Annotated in this window: 25 protein-coding genes; 13 read left to right on the forward strand and 12 right to left on the reverse strand. The window is 39.5% G+C overall.

All coding sequences use genetic code 11. The features are described 5' to 3' along the window. Positions 1 to 141 precede the first annotated feature (141 nt). From ESP02_RS08895 to mnmE, 8 genes are all read right to left on the reverse strand, one after another. Positions 142 to 837: a DUF1129 domain-containing protein gene (locus ESP02_RS08895; RefSeq protein WP_002295263.1), complete on the reverse strand. Its 696-nt coding sequence runs from the start codon at positions 835 to 837 to the stop codon at positions 142 to 144. 89 nt (positions 838 to 926) lie between these two features. Beyond that, a complete protein-coding gene (gene ychF, locus ESP02_RS08900) occupies positions 927 to 2,027 on the reverse strand; it encodes a redox-regulated ATPase YchF (RefSeq protein WP_002293105.1) in 1,101 nt (366 codons plus the stop codon). Between the two features lie 8 nt (positions 2,028 to 2,035). Beyond that, a complete protein-coding gene (locus tag ESP02_RS08905; RefSeq protein ID WP_002293106.1) occupies positions 2,036 to 2,227 on the reverse strand; it encodes a DUF951 domain-containing protein in 192 nt (63 codons plus the stop codon). A 20-nt stretch (positions 2,228 to 2,247) separates the two neighbouring features. Further along, on the reverse strand, positions 2,248 to 3,138 hold the full coding sequence (locus ESP02_RS08910) for a ParB/RepB/Spo0J family partition protein (RefSeq protein WP_002288806.1): 891 nt from the start codon (positions 3,136 to 3,138) through the stop codon (positions 2,248 to 2,250). Continuing rightward, a complete protein-coding gene (locus ESP02_RS08915) occupies positions 3,125 to 3,892 on the reverse strand; it encodes a ParA family protein (RefSeq protein ID WP_002288805.1) in 768 nt (255 codons plus the stop codon). Before ESP02_RS08915 ends, ESP02_RS08910 begins: the two co-directional genes overlap by 14 nt. Positions 3,893 to 3,903: 11 nt before the next feature. After that, entirely contained in the window at positions 3,904 to 4,617 is a 714-nt protein-coding gene (gene rsmG / locus ESP02_RS08920) for a 16S rRNA (guanine(527)-N(7))-methyltransferase RsmG (RefSeq protein WP_002288804.1), read from the reverse strand. Positions 4,618 to 4,848: 231 nt separating this feature from the next. Further along, entirely contained in the window at positions 4,849 to 6,750 is a 1,902-nt protein-coding gene (gene mnmG, locus ESP02_RS08925) for a tRNA uridine-5-carboxymethylaminomethyl(34) synthesis enzyme MnmG (RefSeq protein WP_002295262.1), read from the reverse strand. A gap of 16 nt (positions 6,751 to 6,766) precedes the next feature. Beyond that, entirely contained in the window at positions 6,767 to 8,164 is a 1,398-nt protein-coding gene (gene mnmE, locus ESP02_RS08930) for a tRNA uridine-5-carboxymethylaminomethyl(34) synthesis GTPase MnmE (RefSeq protein ID WP_002295261.1), read from the reverse strand. Between the two features lie 298 nt (positions 8,165 to 8,462). Between mnmE and ESP02_RS08935 the strand changes: the two genes are divergently transcribed. Next, positions 8,463 to 8,846 (forward strand): hypothetical protein, encoded by a 384-nt coding sequence (locus tag ESP02_RS08935; protein ID WP_002303984.1) that lies wholly within the window; start codon positions 8,463 to 8,465, stop codon positions 8,844 to 8,846. 167 nt (positions 8,847 to 9,013) lie between these two features. Here ESP02_RS08935 and jag read toward each other — a convergent pair whose 3' ends face one another. The 4 genes from jag to rpmH all read right to left on the reverse strand — a co-directional run bounded on the left by jag (position 9,014) and on the right by rpmH (position 11,213). Further along, positions 9,014 to 9,772, reverse strand: a complete 759-nt coding sequence (gene jag / locus ESP02_RS08940) for an RNA-binding cell elongation regulator Jag/EloR (protein ID WP_002295258.1) — start codon at positions 9,770 to 9,772, stop codon at positions 9,014 to 9,016. 17 nt (positions 9,773 to 9,789) lie between these two features. After that, positions 9,790 to 10,608 carry a YidC/Oxa1 family membrane protein insertase gene (locus ESP02_RS08945; RefSeq protein ID WP_002295256.1) on the reverse strand — a complete coding sequence of 273 codons (819 nt, stop codon included), beginning with the start codon at positions 10,606 to 10,608 and terminating at the stop codon, positions 9,790 to 9,792. Beyond that, the gene (rnpA, locus tag ESP02_RS08950; RefSeq protein WP_002295255.1) at positions 10,605 to 10,961 is read right to left on the reverse strand and encodes a ribonuclease P protein component; all 357 of its coding nucleotides are present in this window, start codon (positions 10,959 to 10,961) and stop codon (positions 10,605 to 10,607) included. The genes ESP02_RS08945 and rnpA overlap by 4 nt, the downstream gene beginning before the upstream one ends. A gap of 117 nt (positions 10,962 to 11,078) precedes the next feature. Continuing rightward, positions 11,079 to 11,213 (reverse strand): 50S ribosomal protein L34, encoded by a 135-nt coding sequence (gene rpmH, locus ESP02_RS08955; protein WP_002293121.1) that lies wholly within the window; start codon positions 11,211 to 11,213, stop codon positions 11,079 to 11,081. A gap of 522 nt (positions 11,214 to 11,735) precedes the next feature. Here rpmH and dnaA point away from each other — a divergent pair. From dnaA to dnaB, 12 genes are all read left to right on the forward strand, one after another. Then, a complete protein-coding gene (gene dnaA, locus ESP02_RS08965) occupies positions 11,736 to 13,070 on the forward strand; it encodes a chromosomal replication initiator protein DnaA (RefSeq protein WP_002288360.1) in 1,335 nt (444 codons plus the stop codon). 197 nt (positions 13,071 to 13,267) lie between these two features. Further along, positions 13,268 to 14,398 (forward strand): DNA polymerase III subunit beta, encoded by a 1,131-nt coding sequence (gene dnaN, locus ESP02_RS08970; protein ID WP_002288361.1) that lies wholly within the window; start codon positions 13,268 to 13,270, stop codon positions 14,396 to 14,398. Between the two features lie 228 nt (positions 14,399 to 14,626). Beyond that, the gene (gene yaaA / locus ESP02_RS08975) at positions 14,627 to 14,869 is read left to right on the forward strand and encodes a S4 domain-containing protein YaaA (RefSeq protein WP_002295251.1); all 243 of its coding nucleotides are present in this window, start codon (positions 14,627 to 14,629) and stop codon (positions 14,867 to 14,869) included. After that, complete coding sequence (gene recF / locus ESP02_RS08980) at positions 14,856 to 15,980, forward strand: DNA replication/repair protein RecF (protein WP_002288363.1); 1,125 nt, start codon at positions 14,856 to 14,858, stop codon at positions 15,978 to 15,980. The genes yaaA and recF overlap by 14 nt, the downstream gene beginning before the upstream one ends. Continuing rightward, on the forward strand, positions 15,977 to 17,923 hold the full coding sequence (gene gyrB / locus ESP02_RS08985) for a DNA topoisomerase (ATP-hydrolyzing) subunit B (RefSeq protein ID WP_002288364.1): 1,947 nt from the start codon (positions 15,977 to 15,979) through the stop codon (positions 17,921 to 17,923). The genes recF and gyrB overlap by 4 nt, the downstream gene beginning before the upstream one ends. 19 nt (positions 17,924 to 17,942) lie before the next feature. After that, positions 17,943 to 20,414, forward strand: coding sequence for a DNA gyrase subunit A (gene gyrA, locus ESP02_RS08990; RefSeq protein ID WP_002288365.1), 2,472 nt, complete (start codon positions 17,943 to 17,945; stop codon positions 20,412 to 20,414). Between the two features lie 235 nt (positions 20,415 to 20,649). Then, positions 20,650 to 20,949, forward strand: coding sequence for a 30S ribosomal protein S6 (rpsF, locus tag ESP02_RS08995; RefSeq protein WP_002288366.1), 300 nt, complete (start codon positions 20,650 to 20,652; stop codon positions 20,947 to 20,949). 49 nt (positions 20,950 to 20,998) lie between these two features. After that, positions 20,999 to 21,511, forward strand: coding sequence for a single-stranded DNA-binding protein (gene ssb / locus ESP02_RS09000; protein WP_002288368.1), 513 nt, complete (start codon positions 20,999 to 21,001; stop codon positions 21,509 to 21,511). Positions 21,512 to 21,536: 25 nt separating this feature from the next. Then, entirely contained in the window at positions 21,537 to 21,773 is a 237-nt protein-coding gene (gene rpsR, locus ESP02_RS09005; protein ID WP_002288370.1) for a 30S ribosomal protein S18, read from the forward strand. A 142-nt stretch (positions 21,774 to 21,915) separates the two neighbouring features. Further along, positions 21,916 to 23,889: a DHH family phosphoesterase gene (locus ESP02_RS09010; RefSeq protein WP_002288371.1), complete on the forward strand. Its 1,974-nt coding sequence runs from the start codon at positions 21,916 to 21,918 to the stop codon at positions 23,887 to 23,889. A 5-nt stretch (positions 23,890 to 23,894) separates the two neighbouring features. Next, the gene (gene rplI, locus ESP02_RS09015; RefSeq protein WP_002288372.1) at positions 23,895 to 24,347 is read left to right on the forward strand and encodes a 50S ribosomal protein L9; all 453 of its coding nucleotides are present in this window, start codon (positions 23,895 to 23,897) and stop codon (positions 24,345 to 24,347) included. A 273-nt stretch (positions 24,348 to 24,620) separates the two neighbouring features. Further along, entirely contained in the window at positions 24,621 to 25,988 is a 1,368-nt protein-coding gene (dnaB, locus tag ESP02_RS09020; RefSeq protein ID WP_002288373.1) for a replicative DNA helicase, read from the forward strand. The last annotated feature ends 213 nt before the right edge of the window (positions 25,989 to 26,201 follow it).

Here is a 26,201-nt window from a genome sequence, read left to right on the forward strand (position 1 = left end):
TTTTGAACACCGTTTATCGTAAAAAGGGACTGTGACAAGACTTTTGTCACAGTCCCTTACTATTATTTAACTATGGATAAACAAAATGAGGTTCTTTACTACCCCTAGATATCTAGCAAAATAGCTGATCTTTTTGCTAGTTTATCTTCTTGGGACGGATAAACTTCCAATAATCCCGTATTTTTTCTTCAAGTAGTAACGGATTGCTAAAGCAGTTGCCCCGATAATGATAACTACTACTGGATCTAATACTGGATTGATAACTGGTGGCAATAGTGTTGTCGCAGAAAACAGTACGACCCAAAGAAGTGTCGTTCCACCTAGGATAAGCAATGTCTTACCCATTCCTGGTTTCTTGCTTCGATCTGCTCCGGGATATTCATATTGATAGATGTATTTGTACATCATATAAAAGACCCAGCCACCGATTGCAGAACCTAGAACGAGTGTAGAAAAGCCATAAGCTGGCGTTGTTCCACGTGAAAACAATCCGGTAATCGCAATCATGATACTTAATAGACCAAGCAACAGCAACGTATTATCTAACCACATCAATAAAGGGGTGGATGAATTTTTTACTTCTGCTGGCTTATTGATGATTGCTTCCGTTCTTTCAGAGACTGTCCCAAACAATTGACGGGCTGTTCTTCCGCCTTTTTGTTCTGCAACTAAAGTAGGCAGAATGTCATGAAGGGCTTTTACTTTTTCTTCTTCAGACAAATTCGCTGCTTCTAAAGATTTTTTCAAATCAAAAATGTACTGTTGATTTCTTTTGGTTAATTTTGTTTCTAAACTATTGTTTTCTTTTACGATTGCTCGTAATTGTTCTGGTTCCATTATCTAATAGTCCTCCTTAGCCGTTCCTTTTCTCAACGGTCGTCACAAAAGACATTCTACCATATTCTACAGCTAGTTTGATAGCCCTTTTACACATTAAAGCGGAATAACATTACGTCGCCGTCTTGTACGACATAATCTTTTCCTTCTAATCGAACACGTCCAGCTTCTTTTGCTGCATGCATGTTTCCGTAATGATCCAAGTCTTCAAAAGAGACAGTTTCTGCACGGATAAATCCGCGTTCGAAATCTGAATGGATGATTCCTGCTGCTTGTGGTGCTTTGATTCCTTTTTTGAATGTCCAAGCACGTACTTCTTGTTCCCCAGCAGTAAAGTAAGTAGCTAAGCCTAACAAATCATAAGCAGCACGGATCAACTGATCCAAACCTGATTCTTCGATTCCTAAAGCTTCTAAAAATTCCGCTTTGTCTTCTTCATCTAATTCTGCGATTTCTTCTTCTGCACGAGCACTGACCACGATCACTTCTGCATTTTCTTCTGCAGCAAAGTTGCGCACTTCTTGTACATAATGATTCGCGTCTGCATCTGCTACGTCATCTTCTGAGACATTGGCTACATAAAGAATTGGTTTTGTCGTCAATAAAAATAGTGATTTAACGATTTTTTGTTCTTCTTCAGTAAATTCGATCGTTCGGGCAGATTTTCCTTCTTCCAGTACAGGTTTGATTTTATCCAGTACAGCTAGTTCTGCCACTGCATCTTTATCTTTGGTTTTAGCAACTTTTGCTACACGAGTATAGCGTTTGTTGATAGATTCTAAGTCTGCTAACACTAGTTCCAAGTTGATCGTATCAATATCTTCTAGTGGATCAACACGTCCTTCTACGTGAGTAATATTATCATCATCAAAACAGCGAACAACGTGACAAATAGCGTCTACTTGGCGGATATGGCTTAAGAATTGATTTCCCAAACCTTCTCCTTTACTTGCGCCTTTTACGATTCCAGCAATATCTGTAAATTCAAAAGTCGTCGGAACAGTTTTTTTCGGATGTACAAGTTCTGTTAAGCGTTGCAAACGCCAGTCAGGTACTTCTACCATCCCTACGTTGGGGTCGATCGTCGCAAAGGGATAGTTTGCTGCTTCTGCTCCTGCTTTTGTGATCGCATTAAACAAAGTTGATTTTCCTACGTTGGGCAACCCAACAATTCCAGCAGTCAATGCCATAAATTTATTCACTCTTTCTCTGCATTTTTTTCAATTACTTTTTTTAATTTCTTTTCAAAATCTCGACGGGTCATCATGACGATATGTCCGCAATTCATACATCTGATTTTGATATCTGCGCCCATTCGAATGACTTCCCAGCGATTCGTCTGGCAAGCGTGAGGTTTTTTCATTTCAACGATATCGTGCAAGTCGTACATAAAAATAGCCTCCTTTTTGTTTATTCTTCATCAAATTGAATATTCAAGATATCAAGAATTCGAGTCAAATCTTTTTGAGAAAGATATTCAATCTCGATCTTACCTTTCCCATTTTTTTCTTGGATAGCTACACTTGTACCAAATTTATCCATCAAACGATCTTCGCTTTCTCGGATATAATATGGTTTTTCCTTTGCTAGCCTTGGGATTTTTTTCTTTTCTTTTCCATCATTTTGATTTAACTCAGAAACAAGCTGTTCCAGTTGGCGGACAGTTAAATTTTCAGTTACTGCACGATTGGCTAATTTCAAGATCAATGTTTTATTTTTTAAACCTAACAGCGTACGGGCTTGTCCCATAGATAAACGCTGATCTTGTACCATTTCCTTGACAAGATCCGGTAAAGAAAGCAAGCGCAAATAATTGGCGATATAAGGTCTGCTCTTTCCTAAACGACTAGCTACTTCTGCTTGTGTTAGTTTCAGGTTTTTCATCAGCATCTCATATGCTTCTGCTTCTTCTAACGGATTCAGATCTTCTCGCTGCAAGTTTTCCAGCACTGCTACTTGCATCATCGCTTCTTCGTCAAAGTCTCTAACGATAGCAGGGATCGTTTCTTTTTCAGCTAGTTTGGACGCTCGAAAACGTCGCTCCCCTGCAATAATCTCATATCCTTTTACTGCGGAACGGCGTACGATGATGGGTTGAAAGACACCTGATTGTTCAATAGAATTAGCTAGTTCCTGCAAAGATACTTCTTCAAATGTTTTACGGGGCTGATACGGATTTGGTCGCAGCTCATTCAATGGTAGCTGGACAACGGTATCATCTTTTACATCCACCGTCTCTAAGTTTTCTAAATCTTGAAACAGTGCATCGATTCCTCGGCCTAATCCTTTACTTTTCTTCACGACTTACCACTTCCTTTGCCAATGCTTGGTAGACTTCAGCTCCTCGAGAACGTGGATCGTAGTCGATGATCGGTTTTCCATGACTAGGTGCTTCTGATAAACGAATATTTCTTGGAATGATCGTTTCGTAAACTTTTTCGCGGAAGTATTTACGTACTTCTTCTACGACTTCATTTCCCAGATTTGTTCGTGCATCATACATTGTCAGTAAGACTCCCTCGATCTCTAATTCTGGATTAAAGTGTTTTTGGACTAAACGAACCGTATTCAGTAATTGGCTTAATCCTTCCAATGCGTAATACTCACACTGAACAGGTATCAAAATCGAATCACTTGCTGTAAATGAATTGATTGTCAGATGGCCAAGAGAAGGCGGGCAATCGATCAAAATATAATCATACTGACTGCTTACTTCTGCTAAAGATCCTTTTAATCTTGATTCTCTTGCCATCATTGACGTCAATTCGATCTCTGCTCCTGCTAATTGGAGAGTCGCAGGCACAATACTCAAATTTTCGTGTTCAGTGATCAAAGTTGCCTCATCAATTGGCAATTCATTGACTAGAACATCATAGATGTCTCTTGTCACATCAGGTTTTCTGATCCCGACACCACTGGTAGCATTTCCTTGTGCATCCATATCCACTAGCAATACTTTTTTGCCAAGGCTAGCAAGACAAGCACCTAGATTCACCGTCGTCGTTGTTTTGCCGACGCCACCTTTTTGGTTCGCAACAGATATTATTTGTGCCATCTCTTCTCCTCCTATTTGATTGGCTGCTTATTAGGCAGTCCGGGCTTTCTTGGGTATTTCTTTGGGGTTGGTTTCTTTTTTTGAATAACGATGATATGCCGTTGATCAGAGACATTCGGCAAGGTAACCGCCTCTTCTTTGAGGAATTTACCACCTAATAAAGCAATCGCTTGTTTTGCTTCTGTCAATTCCTCTTCACTTTTTGCTGCTTTCAATGCATAAAAATAGCCTTCTTGTTTAGCCAAGGGCAAACACAATTCCGCTAACACATTCAAACGAGCAACCGCACGAGCAGTGACAAGGTCAAATGATGCACGAAAGTGAGGATTTTGCCCAAATGTTTCTGCCCGGTCATGATATAAGGAAGCATCGATTCCTAATAATCGGGTTAACTCAGATAAGAAGGTTATTCGTTTATTCAGAGAATCAACGATCGTTATCTGCAGTTCTGGAAAGGCAATTTTTAAAGGTATGCTAGGAAACCCTGCCCCCGAACCAACATCGCATAAAGATAAAGGTTGCGTAAAGTCTACTTCAAATGCTAATGTAAGTGAATCGTAAAAATGCTTCAGATATACGTCTTTTTCATCCGTAATAGCTGTAAGGTTCATCTTTTCGTTCCATTCGACTAATGTCCGATAATAAATAGCGAATTGATTCATTTGATGATCGGTAAGCTCTATCCCTTTTTCTGCCAAGGATTGGCGAAATTCTTCTGGTATCATAAATATTCCTTTCATTGTGAAACAGCAATTGTTTCACAGATTCTCTCCCTACTTTAACGCAAAATCTCTAGACATGCAATCCTTCCATATGGATTCTTAAAAATTTGAAAAGTAAGAAAAACCGATAGACTTTTTCTTTCTAGTATGACTCATAAAATATACACAGAAGAGAGAACTAGCTTTGAGCAATTTCTGCAAAAACTAGTTCTCTCTTCTATTTATTATTACGTATTACGCTGGTTCACTGACTTTCGCAATCTTCCCTTGTTCGATATAGACCATTAGGATACTTAGGTCTGCAGGGTTTACGCCACTGATTCGGCTAGCTTGGGCAATTGTTTCTGGTTGGATTTTCTGCAATTTTTGTTTTGCTTCTGTTGCTAATCCGTTGATTGCTGCGTAGTCGATGTTTTCTGGAATCTTTTTCGCTTCCATGCGTTTTAATTTTTCTACTTTTTCCATGGCTTTTTTGATGTAGCCTTCATATTTGATTTGGATTTCTACTTGTTCGATTTCTTTTCGTGTCAATTCTTCATTTTCTGGAATAAACCGTAGAAGTTCTGCATAAGTAATCTCAGGACGTCTTAAAAAGTCGCTTGCTAGTACACCATCTTTTAATGGTGCCGCATTAATCGTTGCTAAAAAGTCTTGGACTTCTTCTGTTGGTTTGATTCGTACATTCATCAAACGTTTGATTTCTTGTTCAACTGCTTCTTTTTTCTTCAAATAATTCTTGTATTGATCTTCTTTTACTAAGCCTACACGGTGACCCATTTCTGTTAATCGCAAATCTGCATTATCATGACGTAAAAGCAGACGGTATTCAGCACGTGAAGTCAGCAAACGATAAGGTTCGTTAGTTCCTTTTGTTACCAAATCATCGATCATGACACCGATGTAACCGTCACTTCGTTTGATCACTAAAGGTTCTTTTCCCTGAACTTTCAAAGCTGCATTGATACCGGCAATCAGCCCTTGTCCAGCCGCTTCTTCATAACCGCTTGTACCATTTGTTTGTCCAGCTGTATAAAGATTTTCAACGACTTTAGTTTCTAATGTCGGACGGAGCTGGTGTGGCTCTACTACGTCATATTCGATAGCATATCCTGTACGCATCATTTCTACTTTTTCTAATCCAGCAATAGAATGAAGCATGTTGACTTGAACATCCTCTGGTAAAGAAGTAGATAAACCTTGAACATAGACTTCTTCCGTATTTAAGCCTTCTGGTTCCAAAAATAATTGATGACGTGGTTTGTCTGCAAAACGCACGATCTTATCTTCGATGGATGGACAATAGCGAGCGCCTACCCCTTCAACGATCCCTGTAAACATTGGGGCACGATGTAAGTTGTCTCGAATAATTTGGTGAGTCGTCTCACCTGTATAGGTCAGCCAGCAAGATTCCTGATCTAGTTTATAGGCACTATCTGGTGTGCTGAAGCTAAAATGATTCGGCTCTTTGTCACCAGGCTGCTCTTCTGTAACAGAATAGTCGATCGTACTTGATTTTACTCGAGGCGGTGTTCCTGTTTTGAACCGTTCGATAGCAAAGCCAAGTTCTTTTAGATGATTCGCTAGTCCAATAGAAGGTTGAGAGTTATTCGGACCTGATGAATATTTCAATTCACCGATAATGATTTCTCCGCGAAGTGCTGTTCCGGCTGTAATAACAACTGCTTTGGCCCGGTAGCTCGCTCCTGTGGACGTCACTACTCCATGACAAACACCATCTTCGACGATCAGTTCTTCGACGATTCCTTGTCTTAGCGTCAAATTTGGTTCTTTTTCGATCGTATGTTTCATTTCTGTTGAATAAGCATGTTTGTCTGCTTGTGCTCGCAATGCTCGGACAGCTGGGCCTTTTCCTGTGTTCAACATACGCATTTGGATATAGGTTTTATCGATATTCTTACCCATTTCTCCGCCTAACGCATCGATTTCTCGAACGACAACGCCTTTAGCTGGTCCGCCTACAGAAGGATTACATGGCATGAATGCTACCATGTCCAAATTTATTGTCAGTAATAATGTTTTTGATCCCATACGTGCAGCAGCAAGTGCAGCTTCTGAACCGGCGTGTCCTGCGCCAACAACGATCACGTCATACGCATCTGCTTCATAATGTTCCAATCGTTTGTTCCTCCTTTTATTTTCCTAAACAAAATTGACTGAATAATTGAGTGATTAGCTCATCTTGTACACTGTCGCCGACAACTTCTCCTAGATAGTCCCAGCAACGCGTCATATCTATTTGAACGAGATCCACAGGCATTCCTGAATCAATACCTGCAATGACTTCTTCAAGTGAGAGGGAAGCTTTTTCTAACAACGCGATATGGCGGGTATTAGAAACATAAGTAGCGTCTCTTTCTCCTGTTTCTCCGCTGAAGAATAAATCAGAAATAGCTGATTCCAAACGATCTAGTCCGTCGTTTTTAGCTACGGAAATTGAAAAAACTGGTTCATTTTCGATCAATTTCTTCAATTTTTCTTGTTCCAGCTGTGCTGGCAAATCTGTTTTATTTAGAAGAATGATCCGTTTCAATCCACTTGTCGCTTCCAATAATTGTTCATCTTCTGCTGTCAGTGGTTCGCTTTGGTTTAGAACAAGTAAGATCAAGTCTGCTTCTGCTAATGCTTTTCGGCTTCTTTCGACCCCGATCCGTTCCACCACATCTTCTGTTTCCCGAATTCCAGCTGTATCGATTAGCTTGAGCGGTACCCCCCGAACATTGACATACTCTTCGATTACATCTCGAGTCGTTCCTGCAATATCCGTAACGATTGCTTTTTCTTCTCTTAACAAATGGTTTAACAAACTTGATTTGCCGACATTTGGCCGGCCGATGATTGCCGTACTTAACCCTTCCCGCAGAACCTTCCCTTGCTTGGATGTAGCAAGTAGCGCTTGGATTCTTTGTTGGATCATCTGCGCTTTTTCAAGCAATAACTTCGTAGTCAATTCTTCGACATCATCATATTCTGGATAATCAATATTTACTTCTACTTGTGCTAATGTCTCTAAAATCTCTTGTCTCAATGAGCGGATCAAAGCAGACAGATTGCCGTCTAACTGATTAAGAGCTAGTCCCATTGCTTTGTCTGTTTTTGCCCGAATCAAATCCATCACAGCTTCTGCCTGTGAAAGGTCAACACGACCATTCAAGAATGCTCGTTTTGTGAATTCGCCTGGCTCAGCTAATCTTGCACCTTCTCTTAACAATAGCTGCAAAATTTGATTGACTACAACGATCCCACCGTGACAATTGATTTCTACTACATCTTCCCGCGTAAATGTCTTTGGTGCTCTCATCACGGAGACCATGACTTCATCGACAAGCTGATTGCTCTTGGGATCAACGATATGTCCATAATGGATCGTATGACTTGGTACTTCTGATAATCGTTTGTTTCCAGATTGATAAACTTTATCTGCTAGTTGCACAGCTTGATCGCCACTTAAACGAACGATACTGATTGCACCTTCTCCAGGTGGGGTAGAAATTGCCGCAATCGTATCAAATTCTAAAGTAATTTCAGCCATTTTTTCACTTCCTTTTTCATTTTGCGCACAAAAAAAGTGCCCACTCCACCCTTTATGCACAATAAACGGTGAACTTCGCACTTTGACTGCTTGTTCTTGATTAAATTCTGGTCATAGATTATCACACTTGCTATAAGGAATCAAGTGTTTAAAACAATTAGATGAAGTTGAGCCTGTTCTGCTTCCATTACCTTATATTTAATTGTCCTTGGATGTCTCTTTGCGTTCTTTGGTTTATTCGAAGAGAAGATACTGTATAAACAAGGCTTTATCTTTCTTAAAAAAAACGGTACACTAAATGGTAGCGCTATCTAAACTATACACTTTTGAAAGGAGAAAATATGTGAGCCCGTTCAGATCTGCTGCATTGGAAGAAGAAAGTGACCCTCGGATCAACGATGTCGTTTTATCTACAGGGAATATCAACCAGAAATATATCGTCCGCGATATCGTTTTTGTTGTGGAATGCTTAGAAGCTGATTTGTTTGACCCATCTTTTCCCAAAGATGACCTTTTCTTAACAACGAAGAGGAAATTAAAGACGAAGGTACTTGAATATGGTGCGAATGCAGTAATCAACTGTCATTTTGAGTATCAGCAAAAAAAACGCGACGGAAAGTATTTTCTGGAACTTTTTGCTTATGGAACAGTGATCCAATTTATCCAAACAACGATTGGTTAAATGAAACAGACAAAAAAAGCGGATCAAAACTGAAGACAGTTTCGATCCGCTTTTTTCTATCAAAGTTAGTGACTACTTCATCGTATACTCTGATAAGAATGATTTCTAGTAAAATATACTTGGTTTGAAAAACTTTGTCAACGTGATTTATTCAAAAAGTAATGGAATCAATAATATTTTTTAGCAGGTTCTACTACTAAATAACGATAAGGTTCCTCACCTTCCGAATGTGTTTTTACATGTTCATCTTTGCTTAATGCAGCATGGATTTGTTTACGTTCAAATGCAGGCATTGGTTCTAAGAAAACAGGCTGCCCTGTCCGTTTTACTTTTTCAGCCGTGCGATCAGCTAAACGCTGAATGATCTCTTGGCGCTTTTCACGGTAATTGCCTACATTGACTACTACAGACAGCTTATTTCTTGCTAAACGATGGATGAAGACTTGTGCCAGATATTGCAATGCATTCAGTGTTTTTCCATGTTTCCCAATCAGTATGCCTTGCTTTTGTGTTTCTAAATGGAAAACAACCATATTATTTGATTCTCTTTCCATTTTGACAAGAGCTGGAGCATCAAGCTGTTTTGAAATTTCAGTAAGATAAACTGCCAATTCCGTTAAAGCTGCTTCATCACCTAGCTCACTTACTTCTTCTGTTTTTTCTTCAAGAATCGTTTCGTTGACTACCTCGATCTCAGCTGTTGGTTCTTCTTCCAAAATTTCTTCTACAGTCTGTTCTACTGTTTCAGAAACTTTTTCGCTGATACTTGGCTGGATCGAAAGCCGTGCATTCTTTCGACCCATTCCTAGGAAACCTTTTTTTCCTTCTTCCAGTATTTCGATTTCGACTTGGTCTTTGGCCAAACCCAAATCAGCCAGACCTAGTTGGACAGCTTCGTCTATTGTTGCAGCTTCATAAATCGGCATTAGCATTACCTCCCCTATTATTTCCGTTTTTTCTTAGGATTCATTGCTTTCTTAAGAGCACGTTCTCTTTCGCGGATTCTCCGTGCTTCTTCTTCACGCTCTTTTCGAATTTTGAAAGGGTTGTTGATCAGCAGCGTTTGTACAACTTGGAAGGCATTGGAAACTACCCAGTATAATGAAAGACCGCTGGCTAAATTGACACCCATCACTAAAATCATTACAGGCATCACGAAATTCATGATCTTCATTGATGCATTCGATTCAATTTGACTCATGCTAGATAAATACGTACTTGCAAAAGTAAAGATTGCTGCTAAAATCGGCAAAATAAATGTTGGATCCGCGTTCCCTAAGTTCAACCATAAGAAATGCCCTTGTTTCAACTCTGGTACACGTGAAATAGATTGCCATAACGCCATCAAGATTGGCATTTGTACTAATAAAGGAAGACAACCAGCATATGGATTGACGCCATTTTCTGCATATAAACGCTGCTGCTCTTCTCTTAACTTACTTTGTGTTTCCGGATCTCTTGAACTATATTGTTGCTGCAGTGCTTTTAATTTCGGTTGTAATTCTTGCGTTTTACGCATGCTCTTTGTTTGGAAATGCATCAACGGCAATAGGATCACGCGGATGATCAGTGTAAATAAAATGATCCCTATCCCTGCATTACCAAATGACAACGCCTTGATCGCCTCAGCAAAGTAATAAACAATATAACGATCCCAAATTCCTGTACTCTGTGCGCTGACTTCCCCAGTTCCGCAACCGGATAAGACGATGACCAAACTAACGATACCGGCCATCAAAAGTAAACGTTTGTATTTCTTCACTTACTCTTTTCCTCTCTGTCGATTATTTTTGCAAGTTTTAAGACGTGGACTAAATTGGAGCGAACCTCATCATAAGTCAACCCCTTCACACTTGGTCTAGCAATCACAATAAAATCCAACTCCGGATCAATTTCTTCTTTTATAGAATAAACTGCTGCTCGGATTTTTCGTTTGACTTCATTGCGGTTTACCGCGTTGCCGACCTTTTTTCCTACAGATAAACCAACTCGAAAATGAGGCTGTCCCGGTTTTTCCAAACGGTAAACGACGAATTTGCGGTTAGCAAAAGAATCTCCCGTATGGAACACGGCTTGAAACTCTCGTTCTTTTTTTACTCGATACGCTTTTCTCATTAGTTTTCTTTCCTTTTCTATCTCTCACTTACGCTCATAATCATACCATAATTACGATTGTCCTTTCATCATTTCCCTAAAAAAGAGTATAAAAAAAACCACTGAAACCCCAGTGGCCTAAGCTGAAAGAACTTTTCTTCCTTTGCGACGACGGCTAGCTAACACACGACGTCCATTTTTAGTACTCATACGTTTACGGAATCCGTGAACTTTTTGACGTTTACGTTTATTTGGTTGGTATGTTCTTTTCATATATTCCACCTCCAAAATGTTCTTATCTATTTTATAAACACAGACATACTTTGATAGTATAACGACAAAGTAGTGATTTTGTCAATATAAAATAGAAGATCGATTGTTAAAACTTATCCACAAGATTATTTTTTTCTATGGGAATCCTATGTGGAAAAAGTTATGCACAGGGATTATCCACAGATAATAAAAGGCTGGTTTTACACAGAAAACACACGTGTAAAAAAAGTAATCCACAATCAGGCGATTTCCTGTGTATTCCGTCTCCTAACTATTGGTATATCTGTATTTTTTATCCACAGACGCAAGAGGAAATCTATTGGTTTTTACGAGTTTTCCACCTGTGCATTAGTGGTGTGGAAAACTTTTTTTGACAACTGTGTTTTTCTCTTTTTTCTTTTTGTCGATTGTGTGGATAATTGTAATTAAAAAATTTTTTTCTTCGGTTTCTGTGGAAAACTATTGAAAAAAATGCTAAATTAGTACTAGTTATTCACTTTTTAATGAAGGAGGAGGCCTTATATGGTATCCCTCGATGCTTTATGGAATGAATTAAAAGCAACATACCAAAAGGATTTATCGCCTGCTAGCTATAATACATGGATCGAAACAGCGAACCCTCGAACCCTTGATCAAAACCAGCTCGTTGTTGAGGTTCCTAGCAAGATTCATAAAGAATATTGGGAAAAAAACCTGGCGACAAAAATCGTTGAAGTCGGTTATATGTTATCAGGAAATGAGATTATCCCTCGCTTTATTACTGGCGAAGAAGCAGAGCAAGAAGAAGTTATAGAAGAAAAAAATCCAAAAGTTGTGGCACCTAGTCCGCTAAAAAAAGCCATGCTGAACCCTAAATATACCTTTGATACGTTTGTCATTGGTAAAGGAAACCAGATGGCTCATGCAGCAGCGCTCGTTGTAGCAGAAGATCCAGGTTCTATTTATAACCCGCTCTTCTTTTATGGAGGCGTGGGACTTGGTAAGACTCACTTGATGCATGCAATTGGTCATCAAATGCTGCAAAGTCAGCCTAATGCCAAAGTAAAATATGTAAGCAGTGAAACTTTTGCTAATGATTTCATCAATTCGATCCAAAACAAAACAGCAGAAGAGTTCCGTCAAGAATATCGAAATGTTGATTTACTGCTAGTGGATGACATTCAATTTTTTGCAGAAAAAGAAGCTACGCAAGAAGAGTTTTTCCATACTTTCAATGCCTTGTACAATGAAGGGAAACAAATCGTACTAACCAGTGATCGGTTGCCAAACGAGATTCCGAAACTGCAAGAACGCCTTGTTTCTCGCTTTGCATGGGGGCTGTCTGTTGATATTACACCGCCGGATCTTGAAACAAGAACAGCGATTTTACGTAAAAAAGCGGCGGCTGAACGTCTAGAGATCCCAGATGACACACTAAGCTACATCGCAGGACAAATTGATTCTAACATTCGTGAATTAGAAGGTGCGCTTGTTCGAGTGCAAGCTTTTGCTGCGATGAATAGTGAAGATATTTCGACTAGTCTAGCTGCAGACGCACTGAAAACGTTAAAATCAGGAAAAGGACATCCTCAATTGTCAATCCTGCAGATCCAAGAAGAAGTGGCAAAGTATTATCACATCCAATTGAAAGATCTCAAAGGAAAGAAACGCGTCAAATCTATTGTTGTTCCTAGACAAATCGCTATGTATTTGGCACGTGAGCTCACAGATAATTCTTTACCGAAAATCGGAGCTGAATTCGGTGGCAAGGATCATACAACGGTTATCCATGCTCATGAAAAAATCCAGCAGCTGATGGATTCTAGTGTCAGTATGCAAAATGAAGTATCAGAAATCAAAAACTTTTTACTAAATTAATTTGTCGATTCTATCAACTGAAAATAGCATGTGGATAAAAGAAAAAAACGTTCAAAAGTTATACACACTTTTTCCACAGCTGTTTTTTCGTTTCTCTCTTACGTTTTTTGAGTTTTCCACAGAATCAACATGCCCTATTACTTTTATTATTCTTTTTAACTAATAATAAATAAACAAACATTCAAAGGAGATACATCATGAAAGTTACTTTAAACCGAGCTAGCTTTATGCAGGAATTGCAAACTGTTCAACGAGCTATTTCAAGCAAAACCACGATCCCTATTTTGACAGGTGTAAAAATCACACTGACACAAGAAGGTTTGACTTTGACGGGGAGCAACGCTGATATATCAATTGAAACTTTTTTGTCTGTTGAAAACGAAAAAGCAAATATGCAAATCGAATCTACTGGTTCCATTGTTTTACAAGCACGTTTCTTTAGCGAAATCATTCGGAGACTTCCTGAAGAAACATTTACTTTAGAAGTTTTAGAAAATAAACAAGTAGCGATCACTTCTGGAAAAGCGAATTTTATCGTAAATGGATTAGATGCAGATAACTATCCTCATCTTCCTGTTGTCGAAAGCCATAACCAGATGAAATTACCTGTACACGTATTGACTAAACTAATCAACGAAACAGTTTTTGCTGTCTCACAACATGAGAGTCGTCCAATCTTGACAGGTGTGCATTTCATTTTATCTGATAATTCTTTATTAGCTGTAGCTACTGATTCTCACCGTCTAAGTCAACGCGTGATTCCAGTAGAACAAGCGGCTGATCATTTTGATATTGTTATTCCTGGAAAAAGTTTGATCGAATTATCTCGCTCATTAACAAATGAAGAAGAAATCGTCGAAATCAGCATTATGGAAAACCAAGTGTTGTTCAAAACAGAAACGATGTATTTCTATTCCCGTTTGCTAGAAGGAAACTATCCAGATACCAATCGTTTGATTCCTTCAAGTTTTAATACAGAGGTTGAATTTTCTGTTCCTAGCTTTTTAGCGGCGATCGAACGGGCTTCTTTACTTTCTCATGAAGGCCGTAACAACATCGTTCGTTTATCTATTCGTCCAGATGCGGTTGTTTTATACGGAAATTCGCCAGAAATCGGGAAAGTAGAAGAAAGCTTGAGTTATACAGCAAGCAGTGGCGATCCATTAGATATTTCTTTCAATCCGGATTATATGAAAGCAGCGTTGCGTGCATTTGGAGATATGAGCATCAAAGTGAAATTTATCTCTGCTATTCGTCCATTTACATTGGAACCAACGGAAGATGGCGTTCAATTTATTCAGCTGATTACTCCTGTACGTACAAATTAACAATGATTTTCAATGTTCTTGAAAATTTAATTGAAAAGAAATAGAAAAAATAAAATTTTAAACAGAAGGCCCTAAAATCTCTTTTAAGGCTTTCTGTTTATTTTTGTTTAAATCACCTTTTTTAGATTAAATCGTCTTATATGGAAAAATATATGGATAAATTTGTTTTATTGCGAAAAAAAAGGTATAATAGAGTATACTTTTAATAATGAAAATGAGGGATGGGCATTGAAACAACAAGTCATTCTAAATACGGAATTCATGACGTTGGGCCAAATGTTGAAAGAAGTCACAGTTATCGGTAGTGGCGGACAAGCAAAATGGTATTTGGCAGAAAACACTGTGTTAGTCGATGGCGAACCAGAAAATCGTCGTGGACGCAAACTTTATCCCGGCATGATGGTTGAAGTTCCAGAAGTAGGAACTTTTTTTATGGTAAAAAAAGGAAACGACGATAATGAGGCTGAATAAGCTGTATTTAAAAAATTATCGAAATTACGAAGAGCTGAACATCGAATTTTCCAAGAACCTCGTCATCTTTTTAGGAGAAAATGCGCAAGGAAAAACGAATCTTTTGGAAAGTATCTACGTATTAGCTATGACGCGAAGTCATCGGACAAGTAGTGAGCAGGAATTGATTGGCTGGACTGACGATCAGGCGATGATTCAAGGAGAGATCACAAAAGGTTCATCCACTCTTCCATTAGAAATCTTATTATCTAAAAAAGGCCGAAAAACCAAGATCAACCATATCGAACAGAAAAAGTTAAGTACTTACGTGGGACAAATGAATGTCATTTTATTTGCACCAGAAGATCTTTCTTTAGTAAAAGGCAGCCCGCAGATCAGGCGGAAGTTTTTAGATATGGAATTAGGCCAGATCAATCCAATCTATCTTTATGATCTTGTCCAATACCAAGCAATTTTGAAACAAAGAAACCAGTACTTGAAGCAATTGAATGAAAAAAAACAAACTGATTTGCTTTATTTGGATATTTTGTCCGAACAACTAGCAGCGTTTGGCAGCAAAGTATTGAAAGCAAGAGCACAGTTCGTCAAGCGATTGGAGTTTTGGGCTAATTCTTTGCATCAGCAAATCACCCATCAAAAAGAGCAGCTGGAAATCGAGTATCTCACCGCAGTCGATTCTTTAGAAACACATACGCAAGAGCAAATCCAAGAACAATTTCTCGCACTTTTGAACCAAAATAAAAAGAAAGACCTTTTTCGGGGAACAACGACAGTTGGTCCTCATCGTGACGATCTTTCCTTTTTTATTAATCAGAAAAATGTGCAGACTTATGGATCGCAAGGACAGCAAAGAACAACTGCACTAAGTGTCAAATTAGCAGAAATCGATTTGATTAAAGAAGAGACAGGGGAATATCCAATCCTTTTGTTAGATGATGTGATGAGCGAGCTGGATGATAATCGTCAACTCCATCTGCTAGAAACAATCGAAGGAAAAGTTCAAACGTTCTTAACAACAACGACACTTGACCATGTAAAAAATAAAATGACTGTTGAACCTGAGATTTTTTATGTTCAACAAGGGAAACTAAAAGGAGAAGAAACTGAATGACAGAAGAAAGAAGTTTAGTAGAACGCGCTAAAGAGTATGATGCCAGTCAGATTCAAGTACTTGAAGGACTTGAAGCCGTTCGTAAACGACCTGGCATGTATATCGGTTCGACTAGTTCTGAGGGTCTGCATCACCTTGTTTGGGAAATTGTCGATAATTCGATCGATGAAGTATTAGCAGGTTTTGCAACGAAAATCCATGTGATTATTGAAAAAGACAACAGTATCACCGTTATTGACGACGGTCGGGGGATACCTGTAGATATCCAGGCAAAAACTGGACGTCCTGCAGTTGAAACGGTCTTTACTGTTTTACATGCTGGAGGAAAATTCGGCGGTGGTGGGTACAAAGTTTCTGGTGGACTTCACGGAGTAGGATCTTCTGTTGTAAACGCGCTTTCTACACAGCTTGATGTCAAAGTATACAAAGAAGGAAATGTGTACTATCAAGAATATCGTCGTGGAGCTGTAGTGGACGACTTAAAGATTATCGAACAAACGGATCGCCATGGAACAACGGTTCACTTTACGCCAGACCCTGAAATTTTTACAGAGACAACTGAGTTTGATTTTTCAAAATTGGCTACCCGGATCCGTGAACTTGCTTTCTTGAACCGCGGGATGCGTATATCGATTGAAGACAAACGAGAAGAAGAACCAGTCATCAATGAATACCATTATGACGGCGGGATCAAAAGTTATGTCGAATACTTGAATGCAAACAAAACCGTGATTTTTCCAGAACCTGTATATTTGGAAGGTGAACAGCAAGATATCGCAGTTGAAGTCTCTATGCAATATACAGACGGCTACCATTCCAATATCATGAGTTTTGCCAACAATATCCATACGTATGAAGGTGGAACACATGAATCAGGATTCAAGACTGCTTTAACTCGTGTGATAAATGATTATGCCCGAAAACAAAAGCTGATGAAAGAAAATGACGACAACTTGACCGGTGAAGACGTGCGAGAAGGATTGACAGCTGTTATTTCTATCAAGCATCCTGACCCTCAATTCGAAGGACAAACAAAAACAAAATTGGGCAATTCCGAAGTACGGACAGTCACTGATCGGTTATTTAGCGAACATTTCATGAAATTCTTGCTGGAAAACCCAAGTGTGGGCCGGCAAATTGTTGAAAAAGGATTACTAGCTTCCAGAGCTCGTCTAGCAGCGAAACGTGCGCGTGAAGTAACGAGACGTAAAGGTGCTTTAGAGATTAGTAATCTGCCAGGAAAATTAGCGGACTGCTCTAGCAACGATCCTGAAAAATGCGAATTGTTCATCGTCGAAGGAGATTCGGCCGGCGGATCAGCTAAGCAAGGTCGTAATCGAGAGTTTCAAGCCATCTTGCCTATTCGTGGGAAAATCTTGAATGTTGAAAAAGCAAGCATGGACAAGATCTTGGCAAATGAAGAGATCCGGTCTTTATTTACTGCTATGGGTACAGGGTTTGGAGAAGATTTTGATGTATCGAAAGCTCGCTACCACAAATTAGTTATCATGACTGATGCCGATGTCGACGGCGCGCATATCCGTACATTGCTGCTGACTCTTTTTTATCGTTACATGCGTCCTATTGTTGAAGCTGGATACGTCTATATTGCTCAGCCACCTTTATACGGGGTAAAACAAGGGAAGAATATTACGTATGTACAACCAGGAAAAAATGCAGAAGAAGAGTTGAAACAAGTCGTTGCTTCACTTCCTGCCTCACCAAAACCAAGCGTTCAGCGTTATAAAGGACTTGGAGAAATGGATGATCATCAACTATGGGAAACAACTATGGACCCAAGCAATCGGATGATGGCCCGCGTCAGTGTGGACGATGCTATTGCAGCAGATCAGATATTTGAAATGTTGATGGGGGATCGAGTAGAACCCCGTCGTGCATTCATCGAGGAAAATGCACACTATGTGAAGAACTTAGATATTTAATCATGAAGGAGGAAAAAGAATGAGTGAAGAAATCAGAGAAAACATCCATGATGTCAATCTAACCAGCGAAATGAAAGACTCCTTCATCGATTATGCGATGAGTGTTATTGTCGCACGTGCACTTCCTGATGTCAGAGATGGTCTGAAACCCGTTCATCGCCGTATTTTATACGGCATGAACGAATTAGGTGTAACACCGGATAAAGCCCATAAAAAATCTGCCAGAATCGTCGGAGATGTCATGGGTAAATACCATCCTCATGGAGACAGTGCGATCTATGAGTCAATGGTACGGATGGCACAGCCATTCAGCTACCGTTATATGCTAGTGGATGGTCATGGAAACTTTGGTTCTGTTGACGGTGACGGTGCCGCCGCTATGCGTTATACCGAAGCACGGATGAGCAAAATCGCTACAGAAATGCTGCGTGATATCAATAAGAACACTGTTGATTTCCAAAGCAACTATGATGATACAGAAAAAGAACCAGTTGTACTACCTGCTCGCTTCCCGAATCTTTTAGTGAACGGAACAACGGGGATCGCCGTAGGTATGGCCACGAATATCCCACCTCATAACTTGTCTGAGGTAGTAGCGGCTATCGATTTGCTGATGGATAATCCTGATGTGACGACCAATGAATTGATGGAAGTATTACCTGGACCAGATTTTCCAACAGGTGGTTTGGTTATGGGGAAATCAGGAATCCGAAGAGCGTATGAAACAGGTAAGGGTTCTATTACCGTACGTGCAAAAGTTGAGATTACTGAGATGCCAAATGGTAAAGAACGGATCATCGTGACAGAATTGCCTTATATGGTCAATAAAGCAAAATTGATCGAACGGATTTCTGAACTGCACAGAGACAAGCGTATCGAAGGGATCACAGATTTGCGGGACGAATCTTCCCGTGAAGGTATGCGGATCGTCATTGACATCCGTCGTGACGCCAGCGCATCCGTTATCTTGAATAACTTATATAAATTGACATCCTTGCAAAATTCATTTGGATTCAATATGTTGGCGATCGAAAAAGGTGTGCCGAAAGTTTTGAGCTTGAAACAAATCCTTGAAAACTATATCGAACATCAACGCGAAGTCATCACACGACGGACGGTCTTTGAAAAAGAAAAAGCAGAAGCAAGAGCACACATCTTAGAAGGTTTGCGTATTGCTTTGGATCATATCGATGAAATCATTGCGATTATCCGCGGGTCTAAATCAGATGACGAGGCAAAAGCAACAATGATCGAACGGTTCGATTTATCCGATCGCCAGTCTCAAGCTATTTTAGATATGCGTTTACGCCGATTGACCGGTTTGGAACGGGAAAAAATCGAAAATGAATACCAAGAACTCTTAAAACTGATTGAAGATTTAACTGACATTCTGGCAAGACCAGAACGTGTTACGGAAATCATCAAGAATGAATTAGCAGACTTGAATCAACGATTTGGTGATAAACGACGCACAGAATTACTAGTCGGTGAGGTCTTAAGTCTGGAAGATGAAGATTTAATCGAAGAAGAAGAAATCGTTATTACATTGACAAACAATGGTTACATCAAACGTTTGGCAAATAATGAATTCAGAGCTCAACGAAGGGGTGGACGTGGTGTCCAAGGAATGGGTATCCACAATGACGACTTCGTCAAAAATCTGGTTTCTTGTTCTACCCATGATACATTGTTATTCTTTACGAATAACGGAAAAGTGTATCGGGCAAAAGGATACGAAATTCCAGAATACGGGCGTACAGCCAAAGGAATCCCAATCATCAATTTACTAGGTATCGATTCGAGTGAAAGCATCCAGGCAATCATTGCGGTGACGGGAGAAGCAGAAGAAGGCCACTATCTCTTCTTTACGACGCGTCAAGGTACAGTAAAACGTACTTCTGTCACTGCTTTTGCTAACATCCGAAGTAATGGTCTGATCGCAATTGGTTTGAAAGAAGACGATGAGCTCGTCAATGTGCTACTGACAGATGGTCAATCTAATATCATTATTGGAACACATAACGGCTACTCTGTCACTTTCAAAGAAGAAGCAGTCCGCGATATGGGACGTACAGCTTCCGGGGTCAGAGGGATACGCCTGCGTGAGGAAGATTATGTCGTTGGGGCAGCCTTAATGAAGGAAAATCAAGAAGTATTAGTGATCACAGAAAAAGGTTACGGAAAACGGACAAAAGTATCGGAATATCCAGTGAAAGGCCGCGGAGGTAAAGGGATCAAAACGGCGAACATCACTGAAAAAAATGGTCCACTAGCTGGATTGACCACTGTTTCTGGAGATGAAGACATCATGCTGATTACAGATAAAGGTGTCATTATCCGTTTCAACGTATCGACTGTTTCTCAAACTGGACGTTCAACATTAGGCGTACGTTTGATGAAGATGGAAGCTGATACGAAAGTTGTCACGATGGCAGCAGTCGAACCAGAAGCTGCAGAACAAACAGTTGAAGAACAAGGATCAGAAGAATAACCATCAAGACTAAGTGTGTAAGCTAGCAAGAATAACCGATTAAAAAATCTGGTTATTCCTGCTGGCTTTTTTGATTAGTTGAATTTCTCTTAAAATATTCGAAACTGTTCATTCTGTATTGCTTTTGACCAAAATAGAGTGTATAATTAGAGCTTGTGAGTAGTCTAATTAATTAGATAACTCTCCTTGCTCTTAGGAACCTAAGAGCCGAAAGTCCACAGGGAGGTGAATATCAATGGAAAACACGAAATATGAAATCATGTACATTATTCGTCCAAACATTGATGAAGAAGCAAAAACTGCTTTAATCGAACGTTTCGATGCAATCTTGAAAGATAACGGAGCAGAAGTTATCGAATCAAAAGATTGGGAAAAACGCCGTTTCGCTTATGAAATGAACGGTTACCGTGAAGGTATCTATCACATCGTTAAAGTATCTTCTCCATCATCAGCAAATGCTGTCAATGAATTTGACCGTCTTGCTAAAATCAACGACGATATCATTCGTCACATGATTGTTAAAGAAGAAGCTTAATTGTTGTTTCATGTGAAACAATAGAAAACGATGAGAGGAGATGACTATTTTGATTAATAATGTTGTATTAGTTGGACGTCTGACGAAAGATCCAGATTTGCGTTACACAGCAAGTGGTACGGCAGTCGCAACATTTACTTTGGCTGTGAATCGTAATTTTACAAACCAAAGCGGCAATCGCGAGGCTGATTTTATCAACTGTGTGATTTGGCGCAAATCAGCAGAAACTTTAGCAAACTATGCTCGTAAAGGAACACTTTTAGGTGTTACTGGACGTATCCAAACTCGTTCTTATGATAATCAGCAAGGACAACGTGTATACGTGACAGAAGTAGTAGCTGACAACTTCCAATTGCTGGAAAGTCGTTCTGCATCTGAAAATCGCCAACAAAGCGGCGGATTCCAAAGTTCTGGTCAATCAGCTGGCGGATTTGGCGGAAACAATAACTCTAATCAAACATCTCAATCATCCAACGGTATGCCTGATTTCGACCGTGATACTTCTGACCCATTCGGCTCAAGTTCAACGATCGACATTTCAGACGATGATTTACCATTCTAAACGAATTTGATAGGAGGGAAATAGAATGGCACAACAAAGAAGAGGCGGACGTAAACGTCGTAAAGTAGACTACATTGCTGCTAACCATATTGAATATATCGATTATAAAGATATCGAATTACTAAAAAGATTTATTTCAGAACGCGGTAAAATCTTGCCACGTCGTGTAACTGGTACAGGCGCTAAAAACCAACGTAAAATTACTGTTGCAATCAAACGCGCTCGTATCATGGGCTTGCTACCTTTCGTTAGCGAAGACTAATAAATCCTAGGAATTGAATGACTGATCCTTTTGATCAGCTATTCAATTCCTTTTTTTCTGTAAAAATAACCTCTATTCGTTTAGTCGCTCGAATGACGAAAGTTATGGTAAAATCAAATTAGTCATATATGGGAGGAAAATTATGGAAAATAAAAACAATCATTTATCCCCGAAACCTCTCTTCCTTATCCTGTTTATATTAATCGAAGTATTGGTAGTCTTAATTTTACCATTTCGTTTTGTTAGCGCTTCGGTCATTCTATTGATGAATTTATGGGGTGTTCGCTATTGGTTGAAAATGAAACGTTGGCTTATTTTAAATAAACGTGAAAAAATCCAGCAGGCTTCGACTGTAGCTGAAACCAATCTAGCTTATGTCTCAGAAGTCATGCCTGTAGGAGTGATTGCTTATCAGCCATCAAGCCAAAAAATCGAATGGCTCAATCCATTAGCATTGAAAATCAAAGATCAAAGTGGATTAACAGAGGAAGAATTGCTAGATACTTTTTTTACTGCAAAAGAAAAAAAGAAAAACCAAGTCTATCTAGCAGATAAAACATTTCAGTTTGATATGGATACAGTAAAGGGTGTTGTTTATTTTAATGATATTACCCAAAACCAGTTGTTAAAACTCCATCAGACGAACAGTCAGCCGGTGATTGGTATTTTATCTATTGATAACTATGCAGATGCCATTGATAAATTAGATGACAAAGAGATTTCTTATTTGAACTCTTTCGTCACTACACTAGTTTCTGACTGGATGAATGAATACCATGTCTTTTTCAAAAGAATCAACGCAGAACGGTTTTTCTTCGTAGCACAGATGATCGATCTGAAAAAGATGATGGATAAAAAATTTGATTTGCTGGATCGCTTTCGAGCAGAAGCTGAAAAACAGAGCTCGCCTATCACCCTTAGTATGGGGATTGCTTATGGCTCAAGAACCCTCGATGAAATCGGTGGAGAAGCTCAGAATAATTTAGATGTTGCTTTAGTCCGTGGAGGCGACCAAGTTGTCGTGAAAGAGGTAAAAGAAGGAGCAAAACCTGTTTATTATGGGGGGAAATCTGCTAAGAATGTCAAACGCACGCGTGTTCGTTCTCGAGCGATGAGTACCGCTTTGCGTCGGATTTTTGATGAAACAGGCGATGTGTTTATCATGGGGCACAAGTTTCCGGATATGGATGCTTTAGGCTCTGCTTTTGGTGTCAGTTGTCTGGCACGCTTCAACCAGAAAAAAGCTTACATCGTTATCAATGAGAACGAGATCATTCCAGATGTAGAACGGTGTCTTGAAGAAATCCATAAGCATCCTGAATTAGAAATGCAACTAATCTCTCCAGAACGTGCCATAGAGCTGAAAAAAGAAGAGGACCTCCTCGTGATGGTGGATTACCATAAACCTTCTCTATCGATCTCTCAGGGCCTATATGAGCAATTTGATAAGATTGTGATCATTGATCACCATCGTCGTGGGGAAGAGTTTCCAAGTAAACCTCTGCTGACTTATATTGAATCTTCAGCTTCTTCAGCTTCAGAGCTAGTTTCTGAGCTGATCCAATACCAAAGCAGCAAAACAAATCGCTTAGATCGTTTTGAGGCCACATTATTGCTTGCAGGGATGGTTGTAGATACAAATAGTTTCAATGTCCGTACAACTGCACGAACTTTTGACGTTGCCAGCTATTTAAGGTCTTGTGGAGCAGACGCATCCTTAGTACAATATTTATTGAGCTCGGATTTAGCGACATACTTGGAGATCAGCAATTTGATTGCTGGAAGCGACTATGTGACTTCTGATATTGTTGTGGCGGCAGGGACAGACGAAAAAGAGTATAATAGTGTTATAGCAGCAAAAACAGCAGATACATTGCTTTCGATGATCAATATCAATGCAGCTTTCGTCATTACAAAGCGGACAGACGGCTTGATTGGGATCAGTGCCAGAAGTACCGGCACGATCAACGTCCAAATCATCATGGAATCCTTAGGTGGCGGAGGACACTTCACAAACGCAGCTACTCAACTGGAAAATACGACAGTTGAGGAAACAAAACAGAAGCTATTTGCTGCAATCAAAGAAAATATGAATCAAATATATGATAAGGAGTAATCCAAATGAAAGTAATTTTTTTACAAGATGTAAAAGGAAAAGGTAAAAAAGGGGACATCAAAGAAGTTCCAGCAGGTTATGCACAAAATTATCTAATCAAAAATAACTTGGCAAAAGAAGCAACGAAAAGCAGTATCAGTCAGTTAGCAGGACAAAAGAAAGCACAAGAAAAACACGAAGCTGAAATCTTGGAAGAAGCTAAAAAGTTAAAAGAATTCTTGGAAAAAGAAGATACTGTAGTCGAATTGAAGGCGAAAGCAGGGGAAGACAGCCGTTTGTTTGGTTCGATCCCTTCAAAACAAATTGCTGAAGGGTTAAACAAACAATACAAAATCAAATTAGATAAACGAAAAATCGAATTAGAAAATCCGATCCGTTCACTAGGCTACACAAACGTACCTGTTAAGCTTCATCATGAGGTGACGGCTACGATCAAAGTTCATGTCGTACAAGAATAACAAATCTTGATAGCGATGTTCAGCTGGTAAGTATAACCAGAAGGAAAAAAGACAAACCGAAATTTATCTGAGAAAACAGCTGCAGCAATGAAAGCAAAAGCTGCAAATCGATTTCAGATTGATTTCGGTTTCTTTTTTGGGAACAGCAAAATAGCATAAAGAAAACGAGTATAATAAAAGAGAACTATTTTTTTATTACACTTTCGGTACGAATGATGACTTTTCTCTCATTTTCTTGTAAAATGAAGCAATTGAAGACAAGGAGCGATACGTATGAATGAAGTGTGGCAGGATCGAATCCCACCGCAAAATATTGAAGCTGAACAAGCGGTTTTAGGCTCTGTTTTTCTTGACGCAGAAACGATCATTGATGCCATGGAGTACATAGAGCCAAAAGACTTTTATCGTCGTGGCCATCAAATTATTTTTGAGACAATGATCGAGTTAAATGATCGTAATGAAGCGATTGACGTGGTTACTGTCAAAGACCGGCTGGAACAAGCCAATTTGTTAGAAGATGCCGGTGGTTTAAGTTATCTCTCAGACTTGGCATTAGCAGTTCCGACAGCAGCAAATATCGTCTACTATGCGAAAATCGTTGAAGAAAAATCATTGCTGCGTACATTGATCCAGACAGCAACAGGAATCGTTACGAAAGGATTCGAGCAAGGAGAAGAAGTTCAAACAATTTTAGATGATGCCGAACGCAGTATCTTGGAGGTTTCGGAAAAAAGAAATCGAAGCGGCTTTTTATCTATTGCTGAAGTACTGAACTCCACGATTGAAAATATCGATCGACTAGCTCAAAACAATGAAGAAATCACAGGTCTACCAACTGGCTATCAAGGTCTGGATAAAATGACAGCAGGTTTCCAGCCCGAAGAACTAATCATTCTTGCTGCACGTCCAGCGGTAGGTAAAACAGCGTTTGCATTGAATATTGCTCAAAATGTAGGAACAAAAACAGATCGTTCTGTTGCGATATTTAGTTTGGAAATGGGGGCAGAATCTCTTGTAAATCGGATGCTTTGTGCAGAAGGTTCGATTGAGGCCAGCCATTTACGTACAGGTCAGCTTTCGGAAGAAGAATGGTCGAATCTGATCGTTGCGATGGGGAGTCTTTCTCGAGCAAATATTTTTATCGATGATACACCAGGGATCAAAATCTCTGAAATCCGTGCGAAATGTCGGAAACTAGCGCAAGAAAAAGGCAATCTAGGCTTGATATTGATCGATTATTTGCAGTTGATTGAAGGTAACGGTAAAGAGAACCGTCAACAAGAAGTATCAGATATCTCTCGCCAACTGAAAAAACTGGCGAAAGAGCTGAAAGTACCTGTCATTGCTCTTTCACAGTTATCTCGTGGAGTAGAACAGCGACAAGACAAACGACCAGTGCTAAGTGATATTCGTGAATCCGGATCAATTGAACAAGATGCGGACATCGTAGCCTTCTTGTATCGAGATGATTATTATGAAAGAGAAGGCGGAGATGACGATGATGGAAACGAGCCAAAAAATGACAACGTCATCGAAGTCATCATCGAGAAGAACCGAAGCGGTGCACGAGGAACAGTTGAACTACTGTTTATCAAAGAATACAATAAGTTTTCGTCGCTTTCGCCAAGAGAAGAATTTTAAAGAAGAGGTTGTGAGCCTTGAGCAATCCCGAGAGCTCTCGTAAGAAGATGCAAGGAGTAACCGCAGGAACGACTAGAGTACTTAATTTAAACAGATCTCCAAAGGGATTGTGACAAAAGTCTTGTCACAGTCCCTTTTTCCGAATAAACGGTGTTCAATCAGCTGACCCTTGGTATTAGCTCAGCAAACGTCAAAATATGAGGAACTATTTTG

Origin of the sequence: Enterococcus sp. NBRC 3427 (assembly GCF_007996925.1) — a bacterium.
In the GTDB taxonomy this organism is placed as follows: domain Bacteria; phylum Bacillota; class Bacilli; order Lactobacillales; family Enterococcaceae; genus Enterococcus_B; species Enterococcus_B lactis.

Bases quoted from the DNA above. Each gene is read 5' to 3' on its own strand.
- ESP02_RS08895 (WP_002295263.1), bottom strand. From the start codon at position 837: ATGGAACCAGAACAATTACGAGCAATCGTAAAAGAAAACAATAGTTTA.
- ychF (WP_002293105.1), bottom strand. From the start codon at position 2,027: ATGGCATTGACTGCTGGAATTGTTGGGTTGCCCAACGTAGGAAAATCA.
- ESP02_RS08905 (WP_002293106.1), bottom strand. From the start codon at position 2,227: ATGTACGACTTGCACGATATCGTTGAAATGAAAAAACCTCACGCTTGC.
- ESP02_RS08915 (WP_002288805.1), bottom strand. From the start codon at position 3,892: ATGGCACAAATAATATCTGTTGCGAACCAAAAAGGTGGCGTCGGCAAA.
- rsmG (WP_002288804.1), bottom strand. From the start codon at position 4,617: ATGATACCAGAAGAATTTCGCCAATCCTTGGCAGAAAAAGGGATAGAG.
- mnmE (WP_002295261.1), bottom strand. From the start codon at position 8,164: ATGGCTGAAATTACTTTAGAATTTGATACGATTGCGGCAATTTCTACC.
- ESP02_RS08935 (WP_002303984.1), top strand. From the start codon at position 8,463: ATGGTAGCGCTATCTAAACTATACACTTTTGAAAGGAGAAAATATGTG.
- jag (WP_002295258.1), bottom strand. From the start codon at position 9,772: ATGCCGATTTATGAAGCTGCAACAATAGACGAAGCTGTCCAACTAGGT.
- rnpA (WP_002295255.1), bottom strand. From the start codon at position 10,961: ATGAGAAAAGCGTATCGAGTAAAAAAAGAACGAGAGTTTCAAGCCGTG.
- rpmH (WP_002293121.1), bottom strand. From the start codon at position 11,213: ATGAAAAGAACATACCAACCAAATAAACGTAAACGTCAAAAAGTTCAC.
- dnaA (WP_002288360.1), top strand. From the start codon at position 11,736: ATGGTATCCCTCGATGCTTTATGGAATGAATTAAAAGCAACATACCAA.
- dnaN (WP_002288361.1), top strand. From the start codon at position 13,268: ATGAAAGTTACTTTAAACCGAGCTAGCTTTATGCAGGAATTGCAAACT.
- recF (WP_002288363.1), top strand. From the start codon at position 14,856: ATGAGGCTGAATAAGCTGTATTTAAAAAATTATCGAAATTACGAAGAG.
- gyrB (WP_002288364.1), top strand. From the start codon at position 15,977: ATGACAGAAGAAAGAAGTTTAGTAGAACGCGCTAAAGAGTATGATGCC.
- gyrA (WP_002288365.1), top strand. From the start codon at position 17,943: ATGAGTGAAGAAATCAGAGAAAACATCCATGATGTCAATCTAACCAGC.
- rpsF (WP_002288366.1), top strand. From the start codon at position 20,650: ATGGAAAACACGAAATATGAAATCATGTACATTATTCGTCCAAACATT.
- rpsR (WP_002288370.1), top strand. From the start codon at position 21,537: ATGGCACAACAAAGAAGAGGCGGACGTAAACGTCGTAAAGTAGACTAC.
- ESP02_RS09010 (WP_002288371.1), top strand. From the start codon at position 21,916: ATGGAAAATAAAAACAATCATTTATCCCCGAAACCTCTCTTCCTTATC.
- rplI (WP_002288372.1), top strand. From the start codon at position 23,895: ATGAAAGTAATTTTTTTACAAGATGTAAAAGGAAAAGGTAAAAAAGGG.
- dnaB (WP_002288373.1), top strand. From the start codon at position 24,621: ATGAATGAAGTGTGGCAGGATCGAATCCCACCGCAAAATATTGAAGCT.